The organism is Clostridium moutaii (assembly GCF_041205085.1).
Taxonomy (GTDB): Bacteria; Bacillota; Clostridia; order Clostridiales; family Clostridiaceae; genus Clostridium_B; species Clostridium_B moutaii.
On the sequence record NZ_JBGEWD010000003.1, the window covers coordinates 68,252 to 88,342 of the forward strand.

The 20,091-nt window shown below is 32.7% G+C and carries 22 protein-coding genes and 1 other annotated feature; of the genes, 20 read left to right on the forward strand and 2 right to left on the reverse strand.

Going from position 1 to position 20,091, the window contains the following annotated elements; all coding sequences use genetic code 11:
- Positions 1 to 9: 9 nt before the first annotated feature.
- The 15 genes from hisD (at position 10) to AB8U03_RS04725 (ending at position 12,006) form a co-directional block, all read left to right on the forward strand.
- Positions 10 to 1,314: a histidinol dehydrogenase gene (hisD, locus tag AB8U03_RS04655; RefSeq protein WP_369703387.1), complete on the forward strand. Its 1,305-nt coding sequence runs from the start codon at positions 10 to 12 to the stop codon at positions 1,312 to 1,314.
- A gap of 19 nt (positions 1,315 to 1,333) precedes the next feature.
- Complete coding sequence (hisC, locus tag AB8U03_RS04660) at positions 1,334 to 2,389, forward strand: histidinol-phosphate transaminase (protein WP_369703388.1); 1,056 nt, start codon at positions 1,334 to 1,336, stop codon at positions 2,387 to 2,389.
- A 22-nt stretch (positions 2,390 to 2,411) separates the two neighbouring features.
- Positions 2,412 to 2,996 carry an imidazoleglycerol-phosphate dehydratase HisB gene (hisB, locus tag AB8U03_RS04665; protein ID WP_369703389.1) on the forward strand — a complete coding sequence of 195 codons (585 nt, stop codon included), beginning with the start codon at positions 2,412 to 2,414 and terminating at the stop codon, positions 2,994 to 2,996.
- Positions 2,997 to 3,022: 26 nt separating this feature from the next.
- Positions 3,023 to 3,640 carry an imidazole glycerol phosphate synthase subunit HisH gene (gene hisH, locus AB8U03_RS04670; RefSeq protein ID WP_369703390.1) on the forward strand — a complete coding sequence of 206 codons (618 nt, stop codon included), beginning with the start codon at positions 3,023 to 3,025 and terminating at the stop codon, positions 3,638 to 3,640.
- 26 nt (positions 3,641 to 3,666) lie between these two features.
- Positions 3,667 to 4,380 carry a 1-(5-phosphoribosyl)-5-[(5-phosphoribosylamino)methylideneamino]imidazole-4-carboxamide isomerase gene (gene hisA / locus AB8U03_RS04675; protein WP_369703391.1) on the forward strand — a complete coding sequence of 238 codons (714 nt, stop codon included), beginning with the start codon at positions 3,667 to 3,669 and terminating at the stop codon, positions 4,378 to 4,380.
- Positions 4,381 to 4,422: 42 nt separating this feature from the next.
- Positions 4,423 to 5,184 (forward strand): imidazole glycerol phosphate synthase subunit HisF, encoded by a 762-nt coding sequence (gene hisF / locus AB8U03_RS04680; protein ID WP_369703392.1) that lies wholly within the window; start codon positions 4,423 to 4,425, stop codon positions 5,182 to 5,184.
- Between the two features lie 23 nt (positions 5,185 to 5,207).
- Positions 5,208 to 5,537, forward strand: coding sequence for a phosphoribosyl-AMP cyclohydrolase (hisI, locus tag AB8U03_RS04685; RefSeq protein WP_369703393.1), 330 nt, complete (start codon positions 5,208 to 5,210; stop codon positions 5,535 to 5,537).
- A 16-nt stretch (positions 5,538 to 5,553) separates the two neighbouring features.
- Positions 5,554 to 5,889, forward strand: a complete 336-nt coding sequence (gene hisE, locus AB8U03_RS04690) for a phosphoribosyl-ATP diphosphatase (protein ID WP_369703394.1) — start codon at positions 5,554 to 5,556, stop codon at positions 5,887 to 5,889.
- Positions 5,890 to 6,162: 273 nt separating this feature from the next.
- Positions 6,163 to 6,825 (forward strand): phosphatase PAP2 family protein, encoded by a 663-nt coding sequence (locus tag AB8U03_RS04695; protein ID WP_369703395.1) that lies wholly within the window; start codon positions 6,163 to 6,165, stop codon positions 6,823 to 6,825.
- The gene (locus AB8U03_RS04700) at positions 6,771 to 7,469 is read left to right on the forward strand and encodes a response regulator transcription factor (RefSeq protein ID WP_369703396.1); all 699 of its coding nucleotides are present in this window, start codon (positions 6,771 to 6,773) and stop codon (positions 7,467 to 7,469) included. Before AB8U03_RS04695 ends, AB8U03_RS04700 begins: the two co-directional genes overlap by 55 nt.
- Positions 7,459 to 8,982 carry a sensor histidine kinase gene (locus AB8U03_RS04705; protein ID WP_369703397.1) on the forward strand — a complete coding sequence of 508 codons (1,524 nt, stop codon included), beginning with the start codon at positions 7,459 to 7,461 and terminating at the stop codon, positions 8,980 to 8,982. The genes AB8U03_RS04700 and AB8U03_RS04705 overlap by 11 nt, the downstream gene beginning before the upstream one ends.
- Before the next feature lie 152 nt (positions 8,983 to 9,134).
- Positions 9,135 to 9,728, forward strand: coding sequence for a hypothetical protein (locus AB8U03_RS04710; RefSeq protein ID WP_369703398.1), 594 nt, complete (start codon positions 9,135 to 9,137; stop codon positions 9,726 to 9,728).
- Between the two features lie 50 nt (positions 9,729 to 9,778).
- On the forward strand, positions 9,779 to 10,696 hold the full coding sequence (locus tag AB8U03_RS04715; protein WP_369703399.1) for an AEC family transporter: 918 nt from the start codon (positions 9,779 to 9,781) through the stop codon (positions 10,694 to 10,696).
- Between the two features lie 21 nt (positions 10,697 to 10,717).
- Entirely contained in the window at positions 10,718 to 11,491 is a 774-nt protein-coding gene (locus tag AB8U03_RS04720; RefSeq protein WP_369703400.1) for a histidinol phosphate phosphatase, read from the forward strand.
- An 11-nt stretch (positions 11,492 to 11,502) separates the two neighbouring features.
- Positions 11,503 to 12,006 carry a flavin reductase family protein gene (locus tag AB8U03_RS04725; RefSeq protein ID WP_369703401.1) on the forward strand — a complete coding sequence of 168 codons (504 nt, stop codon included), beginning with the start codon at positions 11,503 to 11,505 and terminating at the stop codon, positions 12,004 to 12,006.
- Positions 12,007 to 12,175: 169 nt separating this feature from the next.
- Here the strand turns inward: AB8U03_RS04725 and AB8U03_RS04730 are convergent, their stop codons facing one another.
- Positions 12,176 to 12,457 (reverse strand): metal-sensitive transcriptional regulator, encoded by a 282-nt coding sequence (locus AB8U03_RS04730; RefSeq protein ID WP_369703402.1) that lies wholly within the window; start codon positions 12,455 to 12,457, stop codon positions 12,176 to 12,178.
- A 50-nt stretch (positions 12,458 to 12,507) separates the two neighbouring features.
- Complete coding sequence (locus AB8U03_RS04735; RefSeq protein ID WP_369703403.1) at positions 12,508 to 14,388, reverse strand: heavy metal translocating P-type ATPase; 1,881 nt, start codon at positions 14,386 to 14,388, stop codon at positions 12,508 to 12,510.
- A gap of 264 nt (positions 14,389 to 14,652) precedes the next feature.
- On the opposite strand from AB8U03_RS04735, the gene AB8U03_RS04740 reads away from it, so the two are divergent.
- The 5 genes from AB8U03_RS04740 to AB8U03_RS04760 all read left to right on the forward strand — a co-directional run bounded on the left by AB8U03_RS04740 (position 14,653) and on the right by AB8U03_RS04760 (position 20,046).
- Positions 14,653 to 15,099 (forward strand): RrF2 family transcriptional regulator, encoded by a 447-nt coding sequence (locus AB8U03_RS04740; RefSeq protein WP_369703404.1) that lies wholly within the window; start codon positions 14,653 to 14,655, stop codon positions 15,097 to 15,099.
- A gap of 102 nt (positions 15,100 to 15,201) precedes the next feature.
- Positions 15,202 to 15,684, forward strand: coding sequence for a PRC-barrel domain-containing protein (locus AB8U03_RS04745; protein ID WP_369703405.1), 483 nt, complete (start codon positions 15,202 to 15,204; stop codon positions 15,682 to 15,684).
- A 39-nt stretch (positions 15,685 to 15,723) separates the two neighbouring features.
- Positions 15,724 to 16,749, forward strand: coding sequence for an AI-2E family transporter (locus tag AB8U03_RS04750; protein WP_369703406.1), 1,026 nt, complete (start codon positions 15,724 to 15,726; stop codon positions 16,747 to 16,749).
- Between the two features lie 64 nt (positions 16,750 to 16,813).
- Positions 16,814 to 17,002, forward strand: a binding site (T-box leader).
- 91 nt (positions 17,003 to 17,093) lie between these two features.
- Positions 17,094 to 19,733, forward strand: coding sequence for an alanine--tRNA ligase (gene alaS, locus AB8U03_RS04755; protein ID WP_369703407.1), 2,640 nt, complete (start codon positions 17,094 to 17,096; stop codon positions 19,731 to 19,733).
- A 61-nt stretch (positions 19,734 to 19,794) separates the two neighbouring features.
- Positions 19,795 to 20,046, forward strand: a complete 252-nt coding sequence (locus AB8U03_RS04760; protein ID WP_369703408.1) for an IreB family regulatory phosphoprotein — start codon at positions 19,795 to 19,797, stop codon at positions 20,044 to 20,046.
- Positions 20,047 to 20,091: the final 45 nt, after the last annotated feature.

Genomic DNA, 20,091 nt, shown 5'->3' on the forward strand with positions numbered 1-20,091 from the left:
AGGAATAACATGAAAAGTGAAATTATAAATACAATAATTGCGAATACAGAAGCAGGAAAAACGTATTTGAATAATTTTAGGAATAAAGGGGAAAAAACTCAGCACAGTGTAATTTTAAGAGTCAATAGCATACTGGAGGATATAAGAAAAAATGGAGATGAAGCTCTTATAAGATACACTAATGAATTTGACAGCAAAAAGGTAAATGCGGGCAATATTGTGGTAACAGGTCAGGAAATAAAAGATGCCTATAAAATGACAGATAATGAATTTATAGAGGCTTTAAAAACAGCTGCTGAAAATATAATTTTTTTCCATGAAAAACAAAAGAGAAATTCATGGATGGTTACGGGGGAAGAGGGTGTAATACTGGGGCAGCAGGTCAGGCCCTTAGAAGAAGTTGGCATATATGTGCCAGGAGGTACTGCAGCTTATCCTTCTTCTGTACTGATGAACACTCTGCCTGCCAAAGTGGCAGGAGTTAAGAATATAACCATGGTTACACCACCTTTAAAAGATGGAACTATAGATCCCAAAATTCTGGTAGCTGCAGATTTGGCTGGAGTGGACAAAATTTATAAAGCAGGAGGTGCTCAGGCTGTAGGTGCTTTGGCTTTTGGTACTGAAACAATTCATAAAGTGGATAAGGTAGTGGGACCGGGAAATATATATGTAGCTATGGCTAAAAAAAATGTATATGGTTTTGTAGATATAGACATGATAGCAGGGCCAAGTGAAATATTGATAATTGCAGATGAAAGAGCTAAGCCGTCCTATCTGGCAGCAGATTTGATGTCCCAGGCAGAACATGATGTACTTGCTTCAGCAGTATTGGTTGTTACCTCGGAAAAATTAGCCCAGCAGGTAAAAGAAGAACTTGAAAAACAGATAGTATCATTGAAAAGAAAAGATATTATATTGAAATCTTTAAGAAATCAAGGGGTTATATTTATAGTGGACAGTGTAGAAAAAGGTATAGATTTGGCCAATAAAATAGCACCTGAACATCTGGAATTATGTGTAAAAGATCCATTTCCAATATTGGGAAGAGTAAAAAATGCAGGTTCGGTATTCATGGGGGATTTTTCGCCGGAACCTCTAGGAGATTATATGGCAGGTCCCAATCATGTGCTTCCTACAAGTGGAACTGCCAGATTTTTTTCACCGCTATCTGTAGATGATTTTATAAAAAAATTCAGTTTTACTCATTATTCAAAGCAGTCACTTTTGAAAGTGGGAGGTAAAATTGTAACACTGGCAGAGGCGGAGGGGCTTACAGCCCATGCCAATTCAATAAAAGTCAGAATGAAATGATAAAAGGAGAGATAAGGCTATGATAGAAGGATTATTTAAAGAAAATCTTAAAAATTTTAAACCCTATACCGTACCAAAATTGGATTATGAAATAAAATTGGATGCAAATGAAAGCTTTTTAAAATTATCTCCTTATATAATGGAAAAGATATTGGATAAGATAAATAAAGTGGAATTTAACAGATATCCTGATCCTGCTGCTGAAAAAGTATGTGCGTTATATTCCAAGTATATAGGAATAAATAAAAAGAACATAATGGCAGGAAATGGTTCAGATGAACTTATACAGATTATAACAGGAGCACTTTTGGATAAAAATGAAAAGATAATGACTTTATCACCGGACTTTTCCATGTATAAAAATTATGCTGAAACAGCAGGTGGAAAAGCCATAACCTTCCAGTTGGATGATAATTTTAATTTGGACGTAGATAAATTGATAGACAAAATAAATGGAGAGAAGATAAAAATACTTTTTATATCAAATCCCAATAATCCTACAGGGAATGTTTTGAAAAGAGAAAGCATATTTAAAATATTGAATAATTGCAGTTGCGCAGTAGTCATGGATGAAGCTTATATGGAGTTTTATGGGGAAAGTATAGTTGACAGCATTTATGAATATGAAAATCTTATAGTACTTAGAACCTGTTCAAAGGCAATGGCCTCTGCTGCTATAAGACTGGGATTCCTGATTACCAATTCCTTTATGATAAATGAAATAAAAAAAGCTAAACCTCCTTTTAATGTGAATTCTGTAACGCAAGCTTTAGGAGAGGTATTACTTTCAGAAGTGGATTATATAAAAAGCTCTGTGGAAAAGATAAAAAGAGAAAGAGAATTTCTAGTAAATGAGTTAAATGGTATAGATAAAATCAAACCTTATCCTACATATGCCAACTTTGTACTGGTAGGATTCGAAGATGCAGATTTTGTATATAAAAAACTTCTGGGAAATAAAATAGTTGTTAGAAATTACAGCGACAACAGGTTAAAAAATTTTTTGAGGATAACTGTAGGAAGCAGAGAGGAAAATAAAATTTTTATAAAAACTTTACGTAGCATATTAAAATGATTCTAATGGAGAAGGTGTTTTTGTGAGAATAGGAAAACTTTCTAGACAAACATATGAAACTGATATACAGGTTAAAATGGATTTGGACGGAAGTGGGAAATATAAGATAGATACGGGCATAGGTTTTTTTAATCATATGCTCTGTATGGTGGCAAAGCATGGAATGACAGATTTAGATGTATTGGCAAAGGGTGATTTGGATGTGGACTTCCATCATACCATAGAGGATATAGGAATTGTCATGGGAAAATGTATAAAAACTGCACTGGGTGATAAAAAAAACATAAGAAGATATGGTACCTTTTTCGTGCCAATGGATGAGAGCTTGTCTATGGTATCTATAGATTTAAGTGGAAGGCCTTATCTTGTATTTGATGCTCATTTTAATACCGAAAAAGTCGGACAAATGGATACGGAGCTTATAGAGGAATTTTTTAGGGCATTGGCATTTAATGCAGAAATGACACTTCATATAAAAGTACTGTATGGGAAAAATACCCATCATGTTATAGAAGGTATATTTAAGGCTTTTGGTCATGCGTTTAAAGAATCAGTGTCCGTAGATAACAGCATAAACGGTATAATGTCTACAAAAGGCAGTATATAATATAGAATTTCCTATTTAGAAGAGGGGTGTATAAATTGATTTGCATTATAGATTATGGTATGGGAAATTTAAAAAGTGTTCAAAAGGCACTTAAATATATAGGAACGGACAGCAAGATAACTTCAGATGAACATGAAATAGAAAAGTGCAGCGGAATTATACTTCCAGGAGTGGGTGCTTTTCCCGAAGCCATGAAAAACTTAAAAAAAAGAAATCTGGATAAGATTTTAAAAAAAGAGGCACAAAGTGGGAAACCTTTTATAGGCATATGTCTTGGAATGCAGCTTCTGTTTGATATGGGAGAGGAAATAGAAGAATGTGAAGGACTTGGGCTGATACCGGGTAAAATAGTGAAATTGTACGGGAACATAAAAATACCTCATATGGGATGGAATAATTTAATCATTGAAAAGCAGTGTGAAATTTTAAAAGATGTGCCTGAAAACAGTTATGTATATTTTGTGCACTCTTTTTACGCAAAATTGAAATCAAAGGAGAATTTAAATGCCTACGGCACTTATGGAGAGATAGATGTACCAGCTGTTGTAAATAAAGGTAATGTTTACGGGACTCAATTTCATCCAGAAAAAAGTGGCGATGTAGGTATCAAGATGTTAAAGAATTTCGTAAATATGACAATTTAATTGGATGATTTAAGGAGGCATTTTATATGTTAATACTCCCAGCAATAGATTTAAGAGATGGAAAATGTGTTAGATTATATCAGGGAAAATTTGAAAAATCTGAAATAGTAGGTGAAGATCCGGCGAAAGTAGCGCTGAGTTTTAAAGAAAAAGGTGCAGAGTATATTCACATGGTAGATTTAGATGGAGCCCTTGATGGAAAAATAAAAAATATGGAAGCCATATCAAAAGTGGTGGAGGCAGTTAAAATTCCTGTGGAACTTGGTGGGGGCATAAGGGATATAGAGACCATAGACATGCTTGTAGAAATAGGTGTATCAAGAGTAATACTTGGAACTGCAGCTTTGAAAAATCCTGATTTTGTAAAAAAGGCAGTAAAAAAATATAGAGAAAAAGTAGCTGTAGGAATAGATGCAAAAAATGGCAAAGTAGCAGTGAATGGATGGATTCGTGTAAGTGATGTTGATTATATAGATCTTGCCAGAAATATGGAAAGTATAGGGGTTAATACCATAATATTTACGGATATAAGTAAAGATGGAACTTTGAGGGGACCTAATTTAGAACAACTTTTTAAAATCCAAAATAGTGTTAGTTGCAATATAATAGCCTCTGGAGGAATTAAAAATATAAATGACCTGGAAGACATAAATAGGATGGGTTTATATGGTGCTATTACAGGTAAGGCCGTATATTCTGGAAATATAGATTTGAAAAAGTCCATAGAATTATGTAAGTAGGTAATAGAAATCTGTAAATAAATATAGATAGGAGAGATGAATTTGCTCACCAAAAGAATAATACCTTGTCTGGATGTAAATATGGGCAAAGTTGTTAAGGGAATAAATTTTGTTGATTTGCAGGATGTAGGAGATCCGGTAGAAATAGCTGAACACTATAATAGACAAGGAGCGGATGAAATAGTATTTTTGGATATTACGGCTACACATGAAAAGAGAAAAACCATAATAGAATTGGTGGAAAGAACTGCAGAAAAGGTATTTATTCCGCTTACTGTTGGGGGAGGGATATGCGGCATAGATGATTTTAAGAACATACTCAGAGCAGGGGCAGACAAAATTTCAATAAATTCTTCGGCTGTAAAAAATCCTGATTTAATATATGAAGCAGCAGATAAATTTGGTTCCCAGTGTGTTGTGGTGGCAGTAGATGCAAAAAAAAGAGATTCTAAAGACGGATGGGACGTATTCGTAGAAGGCGGCAGAAAAAATACGGGAATAGATGCCATAAAATGGATTGAAAAGGCAGAAAATTTGGGTGCTGGAGAAATACTCCTGACAAGTATGGATGCAGATGGTACTGAAAATGGGTATGATATAGAACTGACTAAAACCATTTGTGAACTTGTAAATATTCCGGTAATAGCTTCAGGCGGATGTGGATCTTTAAATGATTTTTATGATGTATTTAATGATGCAGGTGCGGATGCGGCACTGGCAGCCTCACTGTTTCATTATGGAGAACTTACTGTAGGAGAAGTTAAACAATATCTCAAAACTAAAGATATTCCAGTTAGATTATAAAATATGTGCAAAGGTGATAGAAAATGGACACAGAAATTTTACAAAAGATAGATTTTCAAAAGGGAAGGGGACTTATTCCTGTTGTAATTCAAGATTTTCAAAATGGAGAGGTGCTCATGTTGGCATATATGACCAAAGAATCTCTGGAGAAAACCATTGAAACGGGAAAAACCTGGTTCTGGAGCAGAACTAGAAATGAACTTTGGAATAAAGGTGCTACATCAGGCCATTATCAATATGTAAATAGTATAAATTTAGATTGTGATTGTGATACTATTTTGATAAAAGTAAATCAAATAGGAGCAGCTTGTCATACAGGCCATAGAAGCTGTTTTTATAAAAAGTTATATTAAAAGGGGTGTATTTTTTATGGAATTGCAAAGAATATTAGAAGAATTATGCGGCGTTATAGAGGACAGAAAGATAAATCCTATAGAAGGTTCCTATACAAGTTATCTATTTAAAGAGGGAATTGACAAGATACTTAAAAAGGTAGGGGAGGAAAGTTCAGAGGTAATAATTGCAAGCAAGAATAATAATAAAGAAGAAGAAGTCTATGAAATATGTGATTTGATATATCATCTCTTAGTTCTAATGTCAAATCAAAAGGTGAACTTGAAAGATATAACTGAAGAACTTGAAAAGAGAAGACAAAAAATATGTAATAAAAAAACTAGCAGAAAGGTTATGGAGGGAATACATTAGCGGATTATTATATACACTAAGAAAATCTGGAAAGTTTTAAAATGGGTTCATCTCAAAATTTTTGAGATGGCTCTTTTTATTTTTATATTACATGGGAGAATCAGTTGACAGTGAATAATGGATACCGAAAATCAACAAAACATTCTAACTTTTAATTCATAACTTTATGTAGACTTTAAATATTTAAGAAATAATTAAGAATTTAAATAGTAAATAATTAAGAATTTTTTTTTATAATAGAAATTATGGAATGTTATAAAGGATGGTGATGTATTGAAAAATATAAAAGCAAATTTTTTACCACTGAGTTTGATGTTTATCATACCTGTTATCAATATAATGTATGGAAAATTAAATAATTCAATTAATGGATGTTATAATCTAGTTACTGATTTTGACAGGAGCATTCCCTTTATAAAGGAATTTATAATTCCCTATTGGATGTGGTATCCCTTTATAATTTTAACTATTGTATATATTTGTTTTAATTGCAGAAATGCCTACTACAAAACTATGATAACTATAGTTTTTGGAATGCTTTCATGTTATATAATTTATTTTTTCTTTCAAACTACAGTTCCTAGACCTGCTATTCAGGGAAATGATATTTTTTCACATATCATAAGGCTGACATATAAATGGGATAAACCTTTTAATTGCTTTCCAAGTATACATGTTTTGACGTGTTATGCTGTTGTTAGAGGGGCCAGGGAAACAAAAAAAATTTATAATAAATTTATAATAAATTTTATGGCAATAATTATAATGGTATCCACGCAGCTTGTAAAACAGCATGTGATTTTAGACTTGATTTTTGCTATACTGTTGGCAGAGGTTATATACAGATTTTTTGCTGTATTCATTTTAGAGAGGAGTACAATATGGGGAAAGAAATTATATTGGTGGTGGACGATGAAGAAGAAATTAGAAATTTAATCGAAATATATTTAGTGAATGAAGGATATAAAGTATGTAAAGCTTCTAATGGGTTAGAAGCTTTACAAATTTTAAAGAACAATGAGGATATAGAACTGGTGATTTTAGACATAATGATGCCTGAAATGGATGGAATTGATACCTGCATAAAAATGAGAAAAATTAAGAATATGCCTATTATAATGCTGTCTGCCAAAAGTGAGGATTTAGATAAAATACTAGGACTTACAACAGGTGCGGATGACTATATGACAAAACCCTTTAACCCGCTGGAGCTTGTGGCTAGAGTTAAATCTCAGCTGAGAAGATATAAAAGATTAAATCTTCCCGAAAAGGCCAAAAATGGGATAATTGAAGTTGATGATTTAGTTATAAATACTAAAACCCATGAAATAAAAGTGGGAGACAGGTATGCAAAACTTACTCCAAGAGAATTTGAGATATTAAAGCTGTTGGCTCTAAATAGAGGAGTGGTATTTAGCATAGAAAAGATCTATGAGAAGGTGTGGAAAGAGGATTTCTTTGAGTCCGACAATACAGTAATGGTTCACATAAGAAAAATAAGAGAGAAAATAGAGGAAAATCCCAGAAAACCTCGGTTTATAAAGACCGTTTGGGGGGTAGGATATAAAATTGAAAATTAAATTTGGTAACATTTTAAAAATACCATTAATACAGACTCACAAATCTGTCTGGAAAAAAATGAAGAGCAGTATAAGATTTGAAATCATAATTACATTTGCCCTATGCTTTGTAGCCGCTTTTGCTATTGGTAAAGTTACAGGCATTATTTTTCAAAACAGAAATATGTCTGCTAGAGTGGATTACAGCAAGGGAATAGATAAAATATCTGTTAACGCCAATACTATAGCGGAAAAAATGAGAAGTATGAATATTAGCGTAAATAACAAGGATAAAATTCAAAAAATAATAGATGACTATAATAGATCGGATACGGAAAAAATAATGATTACAAATTTGGATGGAAAGGTTTTATACAAATCAAATAATACAGATGAAACTCAAATAGATGTGTATACTACAATAAAAAATTCAATAAAAAGTTCTCTGGAGATAATGAAAAATATTCAAAATGTATATAGAGATAAAGATGTCAGTGTAAATGAAAATAGAGAATATATCAGCTTTTATCCTATAGATTTCAATGATAGTAAAGCTTATTTGGTGTTAAAAGCTATGCCTGAATACGAAATAACCTATGAAAAAAGCTATAATCCTATTCCAGGTACCATTGCAGCATTTATATCCTTTCTTACATTATTTTATTTTGCCACTAATAAAAAAATGAAATATATAGAGAATATATCCAACGGACTTGTTGAAATGTCAAAGGGAAACTTAAATTACAGAATAAAAAGTCAGGGAGAAGATGAACTGGCATCATTGTCAGATAATATAAATTTTATGGCGGAAAAACTGAATAATAAGATAGAAAAGGAGCGGGAGGTAGAGCGCATGAAAAATGAGCTCATAACCAACGTATCTCACGATCTGAGAACTCCCCTTACTTCCATTAAAGGATACCTCGGACTCATTAGGGATAAGAAATATGAAAATAAATTCCAGTTGGAGAAATATATAAATATAGCTTATAATAAATCCGAGAAATTGGAAATCTTAATAAATGATTTATTTGAGTACACTAAGCTCACCAATCATGCAGTGGCCTTAAACAAGCATCTTATATCCTTAAATGGCTTATTGGAGCAGCTTATAGAAGAAATGGTTCCAATTTGTGAGAAGAACTCCATTACCATTGATGAAGATTTTCCCAAAGATAGGCTCCTTGTAAATTTGGATCCTAATAAAACTGTAAGGATATTTGAAAATTTATTTATAAATGCCATAAGATATAGTGCAAAACCAGGTAGTGTAAAAGTTTCATTAAAAAAAGAGGAGAATTGCATTATAACTTCTATAAAAAATAAATGCTCTCCCATAAGTAATAGGGAAATCAACAAGCTGTTTGACAGGTTTTACAGATTGGATAAGTCAAGGGCTTCGGATAGGGGAGGAAGTGGATTGGGGCTTGCTATTGCTAAAAGTATGGTAGAACTTCAAGGTGGAAAAATAGAAGCAGATTATTCTCAAGGATGTATAGTATTTAGGGTAATCTTTGAGAACTCAGAGTGTTAAATAGGGAAAATTTATGTTTTCATCTAATATTTATGAATAAACTACATTCAAATTTTTCACATAATGGATTATAATATAAAGGTAACATTTGAATATTATATTGAATTTTAAATTTGCAATCATGGTATGTAATATATTTAGGAGGGTGTAAAATGGATAATTTTGAATTGTTGTCTGAATTGGTGGAAGTGTCTGCCAAGCCCATATTAAAAGCAAAAAATTATTGGCAAGAGAGTATATTTAACACTTTGAGGATAAAAAGAAAATCAGCAGAAAATAATCAGGCTTATGCTTTGGTGCTAAAGGCAGATATTATATCCATAAGAAGGCTTTGGCAGAAACAGTTAGAGGTTATAGAAAATTGGGCAAAAGAAGAAAAACTGCCTGAGACAGAAGAAATCGCTAATATAATAGCAGATATTGAAGATGAATCGAGAACGGAAGTGACGGATAAAAAAGTAGTTTTTAAAAATGGAGATTTGCTAAATAAAGAGGATTTGAATTTTATAGAAAGGTATAATTCCATAGGGAATTTAAATGAAAGAATAGCATCTATGGAAGAGGATTACTTATACTGCAGGATAAGAGATTATATAATTTTGAATTTATATCAGTTTTTGGCTGAAAATAGAGAAATGGCACTTAATATATTGAAAGGTGATCCTGATAAAAAAATAAAAGAAATCTCTGATTTAATTTCCAAGTGTGCAGATAGTTGCATGTATATTGATCTGGAAGAAGAGTAATATACATATAAGTTTTGACTTTCAGTGGAGCAGAATTAGGGGGAACATTGTTGAACGTTAATGTAATAAACCAAGTAATAATATTGTCACTTATGATGGTGGTGGGGGTTTTTGCGAGAAAAAAGGATATAATAACCAAAGAGACGGAGGAAAGTCTGTCGGATTTCCTGTTGAAAATAACTCTGCCGGCTATGCTGCTTACTTCTTTTAATTATAACTATTCAGAGAAAATGGTAGAAAATGCAGAAACCATATTCATATATTCTGCAATTCTTCAGGCAGGGCTTATACTTTTCAGCATAGTACTGACTTTGAAAAACAAGAATGAGGTAAAAAAGGTATTGAGATTTATAATCATATTTTCCAATAGCGGATTTATGGGGTATCCTGTCCTAGCGGGTATATTCGGAAAAGTGGGTATATTTTACGGAGCCATATTCAATATACCTTATAATATTTTTATGTTCAGTATTGGAATAATGATATATACAGGAAAAAGTGATTTGAGAACAATAAAAAAAGTGGTTTTAAATCCGGCTATAATTACAACAGTAATTGGTTTTTTGATGTTCTTATTTTCTGTAAAAATGCCATATACATTGTATATGGCAGCGAGTACGGTAGGTTCCATGACTACTCCACTTTCTATGATTATAGTTGGGACAATGTTAGCTGAGGTAAAATTCAAAGATGTTTTTTCAGGATTTATGGTGTATTATGGATGTTTTTTGAGGTTGATATTGGCACCGGTTTTTACAGTTATAATATTGAAAATATTGCATGTAGAAAACTTGATAATACAAATATGTGCTATAATTGAAGCCATGCCTGCAGCGGTTGTAGCTTCGATATTTGCACAGAAGTACAGGGCAGATGCCCAGCTGGCAGCTAGAATTGTATTTATGAGCACAATAATATCCATGTTTACTATTCCCTTGGTGACAGTGATTTTAAAGTATATAATTTAAAATTTGACAGGAGGCGATATATTGTTTGATACACATGTACATACTATTTTTTCCACGGATTCAGATATGAAAATAGAAAGTGCTAAAAAATCTGCTGAAGAAAATGGTCTGTCTTTTATAATAACAGAACATATGGATATTAATTTCCCCAAAAATAATCTATTTTGTTTTGATGTGGATAAATACTATGCTGAATATTCTAAATGGAGAAATGATAACCTGCTTTTGGGAATAGAACTTGGCATGAAAGAAGATTGTGTAAAAGAGAGCAAAAAACTCATAGAAAATAATTCATTTGATTACGTAATAGGTTCTATACATTTAGTGGAAAATAAGGATCTATATTATCCTGATTACTATGAAGGGAAAACCAAAGATGAGGCTTATTTAAAGTATTTTCAAGTAATGCTGAATAATTTAGGGTATTTTGATTTTATAGATAGCCTGGGACACATTGATTATATAGCTAGATATGCCAAATTTAAAAATAATGAATTATATTACAGTGAATTCTCGGATATAATAGACGAGATATTAAAAAAACTTATAGAAAAAGATAAATGCCTGGAATTAAATACTAGAAGGCTTGACAGTGACAGTTCGGTGAAAAATATACTTGATATATATAAAAGATTTAATGAGTTAGGGGGAAAGTATATAACTGTGGGATCTGATGCGCATGATCCTTCGGTTATAGGGGCAAACTTTAAAGAGGCAGGGGAAGTTGCCCAGCTTTGTAATCTGAAAGTTGTATATTTTAAAAACAGGGAAAAAGAATACGATAAAGATTTCTAGGAGGTATTATTATGGAATTTACAGAAAATATGGATCAAACTATTAAAAACATAAGTAAAGGAAGGGCTTTTTTAACTAGTAAATACAATGGGAAAGTAAATACCATGACTATAGGATGGGGAAGTATTGGAGTTATATGGAGGAAACCCGTTTTTACTGTGCTTGTAAGGGAATCAAGATATACCAGAGAGTTTATAGAAAGCAGCGGTGAATTTACTGTAAGTGTACGTTTTGATGATGATATGAAAAAAGCTTTTTCAATATGCGGAACTAAATCCGGAAGGGATATTGATAAGTTTAAAGAGTGTGGTTTGCAAATACTACCTGGCAAAAGTCTGAATAGTCCAGTAATAGATGGCTGTAATATGTACTATGAGTGTAAAATCATATATAAGAGGAATATGGATAAAAAGCTTTTATCGGAAGAAGTGGACTTAGATTGTTATGGTGGCACTAATGAAGGGGATTATCATACAATTTATTATGGAGAAATAGTAAACTGCTATCAGGGTTAGAATTTAGAGGCTGTAAAAGTTTTTGGTAAGGTAAATCAAATGATTCTTAAGTTCAGGTGAAGTTTAATCATATATACTTGATGAAAGCGGGAATGGGTCAACAGAAGTGCTATTAGGCATCTCTGCTGACCCATTCCCCTTGTATTTGATTGAGCCAGCAGGTAGCATTTTAAATCATTTTTGTATATTGATTCAAGGCACGCTTTAAACTGTCAATCTGAGGCTCTTTGTTTCCGTTACGAAGTGCATCCAGAACACAGTGTTCCAGATGATCTTCCAATACAATCTGGCTAATTTTTTGTAGTGCTGCTTTTGCGGAATTAAGCTGAATAATAATTTCATCACAGGGTTTATCATTTTCTAGCATTTTACAAATACCTTTTAGTTGTCCCTGAATTCTATTGATTCTCTGAGAAAGTTTATCTACATCATGGTGCTGATAGGTTGACATGAAATCACTCTCCTTAAATTATAATTATACAACAAGAATATAAAGCATTGCTAGGCAGCAACTTCATCCTGTTCTTTGTATGTAAGAAGCAGAGCAGAATTAACCACTACGAATACTGACCCGCAATTATGAACAAGTGCTGCTGTCACAGGATTTAAAATACCAAAACCTGCAAATATAATGGCGCAAAAATTAATAAACATGGAAATAGTAATATTGAAAATAATGCGACTTTTGGTCTTACGGCAAATTCTAATCAAAAAGGGAAGTTTGCTTATATCGTCGCTCATCAAGGCAATATCTGCTGCCTCAATAGCTACATCTGAACCAATGGCACCCATGACAATACCCACAGAAGCTGTGGCTAGAGCTGGAGCATCATTTACTCCGTCACCTATCATGCCTACTGAATATCCTCGTTCTGTTAAATTTTTTATTGAACCTGCCTTGTCTCCTGGAAGCTGAGAAGCAAATATATCAGTCATATTTATTGCCTTTCCAATAGAATCGGCAACTGCCTGATTATCACCTGTCAACATAACCATACGTGATAATCCAGCTTTTTTTAACTCTGATATTGTGTTTTTAGTTTCCCTGCGAAGGACATCTGCAATGGATATAATTCCGATGATTTTTCCATCTAAAGCAACGGGTAAAACGGTTTTGCCGCATTTTTGAGTTTCCTCCATGAGGTTTAGGGCTTCTGGAGAATTATTTATGAGTTCTTGTCCAATAATTTTTATGCCAATTAAGATTTCATGACCATCAACAGCTGCTACAACACCTTTCCCGACTTGCATTGCAAATGACTCAGGATCTTTTGCAATAATGCCCTGGCTCTCACTATATAATAGCACTGCCTTTGCCAACGGGTGTTCGGAAAATTTTTCCGCACTGGCAATTAGTTTTAAAAAATACGCCTTATCTATATTTCCATCAAGTATTCTAATATTTTCAACTTGAAGTTTACCATAGGTTAAGGTCCCTGTTTTATCCATTACAAGGGTATCGATTTTTGCAACTGCTTCTACTGCCGAGCCTGATTTTATCAGTATTCCTTTTTTTGTGGCATTTCCAATCGCGGCCATCATGGCCGTAGGAGTTGCAAGTATCAGTGAACAAGGGCAGAAAACAACCAGTGCTGTAACTGCTCTATAAATATTTTTTGTGAGAAGCCATATTAGCAGGGAACAACCCAAGGCAACGGGCACAAGAATACGCGCCCATTTATCTGCAATGCGGACAATAGGAGCCTTGTTCTCTTCGGCTTGCCTAACCAATCGAATCATTTTTTTTAGGGAAGAATCATCACCAAGATTAATGGCTTTAATTTTGATAACGCCCTGTTGATTTATGGTTCCCTGATAAACTTCGTCTCCAATCATCCGGTCAACGGGAACGGATTCACCGGTCATAATAGATTGGTCAATTGAAGTGATTCCACTGAGAATTTCTCCATCCACTGGAATAGCTTCGCCGGGACGAATTAAAAGAATATCGTCTGTCTTAACTTCTGAGGCCAATATTTCTCTGTCGCCATCTGCAGTGTGGAGGCAGGCTTTTTGAGGGGTGAGTTTTATAAGTGCCTGTAAGCTTTTATGAGATTTTCCTGCTGTAACGTCTTCTAATACTGTACCCAGCTGCATAATGAAAGCAACTTCTCCAGCGGCAAAATATTGTTCTATGATAATTGCTGCAATTAGTGCAATTGCAACTAATACGTCAGCAGTAACATCAAATTCTGTTATTAATCCTTTAATGGCCCCGAAAACAATGGGAATACCGCTTATAACAATAGCTATCCAAGCTGCATCAAAAGGCAATCCAGGAATCCATCTAAAAAAGCTTACCAATAGAAATATACCTGATAGTATGGTTAAGCATAATGTACGAAATCCCTCTTCTTCTCGAAATTTATTAATGATATTCATAATGGAACACTGCCTTTCTATATTATAATAAATATGCATTATGCCCCCATATGGCATATATCTATATTAAAAAAAACTAACTTATTTGTCAACTGTATTATGGGGGCAATAAATCTGGTGGGCTGGTTATATTCATGAAAATTCAAGCATTGATTTCATAAATGTATCTTATCTCAAAATTCATAGTTGACAATTTTACTCTGATTTGATAATATAAAAAATATAATAGTGAATTGATCCAAGGAATAGATGGGAAGTGATTAATTGAAACTGTCCACGAAAGGAAGATATGGTGTAAAAGCTATGGTGGATTTAGCTATCCATTACAGCCAAGAGCCTTCATCTATAAAAAGTATATCGGAAAGACAAAACATATCAGAATATTATTTGGAACAGTTATTTTCCGGCTTAAGGAAATCTGATTTAATTAAGAGCATAAGGGGAGCGCAGGGCGGATATATTTTAAATAGGGAACCTAAGGATATAACTATAGCAGATATAATAGAAGTATTGGAAGGTCCTATAGAAATTTCAGATTGTATAGATGAAAATAATGAAAGTTCCTGCAGCAAGGTGGATTGTTGTGCTACCAGACTTTTATGGAGTAAAATTAAAGATAGTATGGATCAAGTTATGAAATTTACTACTCTACAGGATATGGTAGATGATTATAATAAAATGATAAAAATCAAGAATAAAAGAGATAAATAAATAGTTTTTTAAAATATAACTTGTTAGAGTTATATTTTTTTTATTTTTTGGATAAAATAAAAATATTATTTTCAAATTAAAGGTGATATTTTGTATAGGACAATGGATTTTATATTTAAGGATGTTATAGATCTTTCTGGAAATTCACTGGGATTTATAAGTGATATAATATTGAATTTCAACAATAAAAAAATAGATGGATTCGTAATAACTCCAAATAATATATTTAAAAAGGTATTGAATGTTCATATAAATGACGTGGTAAATTTTACATCTGTAATAATTGTGACTGCTGTAAGCAGAGGTGAATATCTTCAATTCGAACATATAAAAAATATGAATGTAGTGGATAAAAAAGGTGATCTCATTGGTGTAGTTGAGGATATGTTATTTGATAAAAAAGAGTTTTCAATAAAAGCTGTTATATTGTCTATTGGATTTATAAATAATTTTATAAGTGGCAAAAAAATATTGCTTGTAGATGATTTGATACTGGGAGATAAAAATTTGCTCTACAGAGGGAAAAACCCAAATCTTAAGTTTTTTAATTCAGCTCATAAATTATTAAAAAGAGAAGAAAGTTAAGACTTTTAAATTTGACTAAAATTATGGAAGATGATATCTATGAATGTTCATAAAAAAAGCAATATCAGATACTTGACAATGATAGTAATGACTGCGGTAGTCATTGTATTTATTATCATGAGCTCCTTGTTAAGAGAAATAATATATTTGATTTTTATATCTTTTTTAATAGCATATACACTAAAACCAATATATAATTCAATGTTAAACAAAGGAATAAACAAAAGGATAAGCGCCTTTTTTTTAATAAGTTTGTTGATATTGTTAGTAATAAGCACATTTGCAATTCTCATACCGTCTTTATTTAAGGAGAGTTTGAATTTAAAGGCCACTGCAGGCAGTATCCAAAGTATGGTGGATAATTTTTATATGAAATTAAAGCCAGTTCAAGATAATAAGACTATTTATGCACTTATTGTAAATTTAAACAGTAAAATTGACAGTGGAATTATGAATATATGTACCAGAATATTTGATTCATTGATGTATATAGGACAAAACCTTTTATCCATAATAGTAATACCCATAATAACCTATTATTTTCTGGCAGATGGAGAGTGTATAAATGGAACAATACTTTCTATATTTCCAATGAGCAGTAGAAATATAATTGAAAAAGTGTGTTGTCACGCAGATAAAATATTGGGCAGATATATAATGAGCCAACTCATTTTAAGTGCACTGGTAGGTATAGCTACATTTTTTATTTTAGTAGTTTTAAAAGTGGATTTTCCCATAATATTATCTGTCTTAAATGCCTTCTTTAATATAATTCCATATTTTGGGCCTATATTTGGTGCCTTACCGGCTATAGTTATAGCCATTATAAAATCCCCTAGAGTGGCACTATGGACTGCAATATGGCTTTATATATTGCAGCAGGTAGAAGGCAATATACTATCTCCAAAGGTTACGGGAGATAGTATAAGCATGCATCCTCTGGTAATAATACTTCTTTTGATAATTGGGGGAAAAGCAGCAGGGTTTATTGGAATGATACTGGCAGTGCCCATAGGAGTTATAATTAAAATATTGTACGAAGATTTAAATTATTATTTATTTTGATCTACCTGGTGATAAATATTGACATAAGTGTGCATTTAACTTATAATTTGTATATTAATTGAATGATAAAGTGATGAGTAGAAGGAGTAAATATTTTCTCATATAAAAGAGAGGAAGTGGAAGGTGCGAACTTCTTGCGAGATATGTTGAAGCTGTCTATGAACTTGTATTATACTATTTAAGAGATACGGATTTTATTTTAAATATCTGTATAATTAGGGTGGTACCGCGAAAAAAATCTTTCGTCCCTTGTGGGAGTGAAGGATTTTTATTTATTTGGGCAAAAGTTAAATCTATGACGATTGATATAAAAATGATTTATACAATACAAAGGAGAGATGTATATGGAAAAATTAGGACTAAACCAAATTAGAGAGCTATACTTGAGTTTTTTTGAAAGTAAAGGACATTTGAGACTGCATAGCTTTTCTTTGGTTCCTAAAAATGATAAGAGTTTACTTTTGATAAATGCTGGAATGGCACCTCTTAAACCGTATTTTACAGGACTTAAGATCCCACCTCGAAGCAGAGTGACTACCTGTCAGAAGTGTATAAGGACAGGAGATATTGAAAACGTTGGGAAAACCTCACGACATGGTACTTTTTTTGAAATGCTTGGAAATTTTTCTTTTGGAGACTATTTTAAAAAGAAAGCAATTCCTTGGGCATGGGAATTTACCACTCAGGTTTTGAAACTGCCGAAGGATAAATTATATGTTACAATATATTTAGATGATGATGAGGCCTATGATATATGGGTAAAAGATACAGATATAGATAGTTCAAGAATTTTTAGACTGGGAAAGGAAGATAATTTTTGGGAACATGGTGTAGGTCCCTGCGGGCCTTGTTCTGAAATTCATTATGATAGAGGAGAAGGGAAGATAGACACTGTAGAAGAATTTGTAAAAGCGGGGGATAATGACCGGGTATTAGAATTTTGGAATCTGGTTTTTACCCAATTTGATAGGGATGAACAGGGAAATTATAACAGACTTCCAAAGCCTAATATAGATACGGGTATGGGGCTTGAAAGAATGGCAGTTATAATGCAGGGTAAGGAAAGCATATTTGAAATTGATACTATAAAAGCTATATTAAAAGAAGTAAGTGATATGTCCTGTAACCCCTATGGTAAGGATAAAAATAGTGATGTATCCATTAGGATAATAACAGATCACATAAGAAGTATTATATTTATGATAAGTGATGGAATACTTCCATCTAATGAAGGACGTGGATATGTACTGAGAAGGCTTTTGAGAAGGGCAGCTAAACATGGAAAGTCTCTTGGAATAAAAGGAGCTTTTTTATATAAAATTTCTAAAGTAGTTATAGATAATTCCTATGAAAGTTATCCTGAATTGAGAGAAAGGGAAGACTATATAAAAAAGGTCATAAAAATTGAAGAGGAAAGATTTGCGGTAACAATAGATAGTGGAATTCAGATTTTAAATGAATTTATAACCCAGTTAAAGGTGGATAATAGTTCAACACTACAGGGAGATAAGGTATTTAAACTATACGATACTTATGGTTTTCCTGTAGAGCTTACTGAAGAAATATTAGAAGAAAAAAATATGACTGCAGATCTGGAAGGCTTTAATAAGAATATGAAAAATCAAAGGGATATGGCAAGAGCTGCCAGGATGGAGACAAATTATATGGGCGCAGAAGATACCCTGTTAAATAAAATTCCTCTGGAAGTGAACACTATATTTGAAGGTTATGATAGGTTAAAATCCAATTCCAGGGTTAAGCTCATGTTGAAAGATGAAGAATTTGTTTCCATTCTAAGTGAAGGGGAAGAAGGAGTTATTGTAGTTGAAAATACGCCTTTTTATGCTGAAATGGGTGGCCAGGTAGGAGATAGCGGAACTGTATATAATGAAAATTTCAAGGGTGAAGTTTTAGACTGTAAGAATAATGTAGCAGGTAAAATACTTCATTTTATAAAGGTAACTTCAGGTACCTTAAGTTTGGATGATGATGTCATTTTAAGTGTAGATCAAAATAGGAGGAACAGTATAAAGAAAAATCATACTGCAACTCATATATTAGATGAAGCACTGAGAAGAGTTCTGGGAGAACATGTACATCAAGCTGGTTCCTATGTAGATGAATACAGGTTGAGATTCGATTTTAATTATTTTGAAGCTTTAAACCATGAGAAATTGGAGGAAATTGAAGATATAGTCAATAAAAATATAATGGCGGTTCAACCGGTAAAAACTGCTGTGATGTCTTTAGAAGAAGCTAGGGAAAGTGGTGCAATAGCACTTTTTGACAGTAAATATAAGGATAAGGTAAGGGTGGTTTCTGTAGGAGATTTTAGCAAAGAGCTTTGTGGGGGAACACATGTAAACAACTCCGGTGAAATAGGATTGTTTAAAATAATTTCTGAAACTGGAATAGCTTCTGGCATAAGAAGAATAGAAGCTGTTACAGGGGAAAGTGCAATGAAATACTTAAATTCAAAAAATGATATGTTAAAGGAAATATCAAGTAAATTGAAATGTTCTGAAAAGGAAGTAATTCATAAACTGGATTTGCAATTTAACGAATTGAAGGCAGCTGAAAGAGAAATTCAGGAGTTAAAATTAAAATTAGCAGGAAATGCAGAAACTGATATTTTAAATGGAGTGAAAGTGGTTGGAGGCACAAGCCTTCTTACAGGTGTACTAAAAGAAGTTGATGCCAATGCCCTTAGAGAATTGGCAGATAAAATAAGAAGCAAATATGAAAATTGTCTGGTTGTATTGGGAAGCAGTGTAAATGGAAAGGTTCAACTTGTAGCTATGGCAACTAAAGAAGCAGTAAAAAATGGTATTCACTGCGGAAAAATTATAAGGGAAATTGCATCCATAACTGGAGGAAGTGGGGGCGGAAGACCGGATATGGCTCAAGCCGGGGGAAAATTACCTGAAAAATTGGAAGAAGCTATAGGAAAATGCAGTATGATTATGGGAAAAAAAGTTAGATAGTATACATTTTATGAAATATGTTTTATAATAGACTTATTAGAATGTTAGCGGGGTGATATATATGAGCAACGACAATACTATTCAGTTTGACATTTCCGAAAGCAAAAAAGCACTGACAAAAGAAATATTAACTGAAGTTTATGATTCGCTAATTAAAAAAGGGTATAATCCGGTAAATCAGTTGGTGGGATACTTGATTTCAGGTGATCCAACTTATATAACAAATTATAATGGAGCAAGGTCATTGGTTAGAAAGCTTGAGAGAGATGAAATACTTGAGGAAGTCTTGAAAGCCTATTTAGGCATAAAATAAAAATGTCCTTTTAGGGCATTTTTATTTTAAATATGAGCATAATAA

Excerpts from the sequence above, each read along its gene's own strand:
- hisD (WP_369703387.1), top strand. The coding sequence starts at position 10 with ATGAAAAGTGAAATTATAAATACAATAATTGCGAATACAGAAGCAGGA.
- hisC (WP_369703388.1), top strand. The coding sequence starts at position 1,334 with ATGATAGAAGGATTATTTAAAGAAAATCTTAAAAATTTTAAACCCTAT.
- hisA (WP_369703391.1), top strand. The coding sequence starts at position 3,667 with ATGTTAATACTCCCAGCAATAGATTTAAGAGATGGAAAATGTGTTAGA.
- hisI (WP_369703393.1), top strand. The coding sequence starts at position 5,208 with ATGGACACAGAAATTTTACAAAAGATAGATTTTCAAAAGGGAAGGGGA.
- hisE (WP_369703394.1), top strand. The coding sequence starts at position 5,554 with ATGGAATTGCAAAGAATATTAGAAGAATTATGCGGCGTTATAGAGGAC.
- AB8U03_RS04700 (WP_369703396.1), top strand. The coding sequence starts at position 6,771 with ATGGGGAAAGAAATTATATTGGTGGTGGACGATGAAGAAGAAATTAGA.
- AB8U03_RS04710 (WP_369703398.1), top strand. The coding sequence starts at position 9,135 with ATGGATAATTTTGAATTGTTGTCTGAATTGGTGGAAGTGTCTGCCAAG.
- AB8U03_RS04725 (WP_369703401.1), top strand. The coding sequence starts at position 11,503 with ATGGAATTTACAGAAAATATGGATCAAACTATTAAAAACATAAGTAAA.
- AB8U03_RS04730 (WP_369703402.1), bottom strand. The coding sequence starts at position 12,457 with ATGTCAACCTATCAGCACCATGATGTAGATAAACTTTCTCAGAGAATC.
- AB8U03_RS04735 (WP_369703403.1), bottom strand. The coding sequence starts at position 14,388 with ATGAATATCATTAATAAATTTCGAGAAGAAGAGGGATTTCGTACATTA.
- AB8U03_RS04745 (WP_369703405.1), top strand. The coding sequence starts at position 15,202 with ATGGATTTTATATTTAAGGATGTTATAGATCTTTCTGGAAATTCACTG.
- AB8U03_RS04750 (WP_369703406.1), top strand. The coding sequence starts at position 15,724 with ATGAATGTTCATAAAAAAAGCAATATCAGATACTTGACAATGATAGTA.
- alaS (WP_369703407.1), top strand. The coding sequence starts at position 17,094 with ATGGAAAAATTAGGACTAAACCAAATTAGAGAGCTATACTTGAGTTTT.
- AB8U03_RS04760 (WP_369703408.1), top strand. The coding sequence starts at position 19,795 with ATGAGCAACGACAATACTATTCAGTTTGACATTTCCGAAAGCAAAAAA.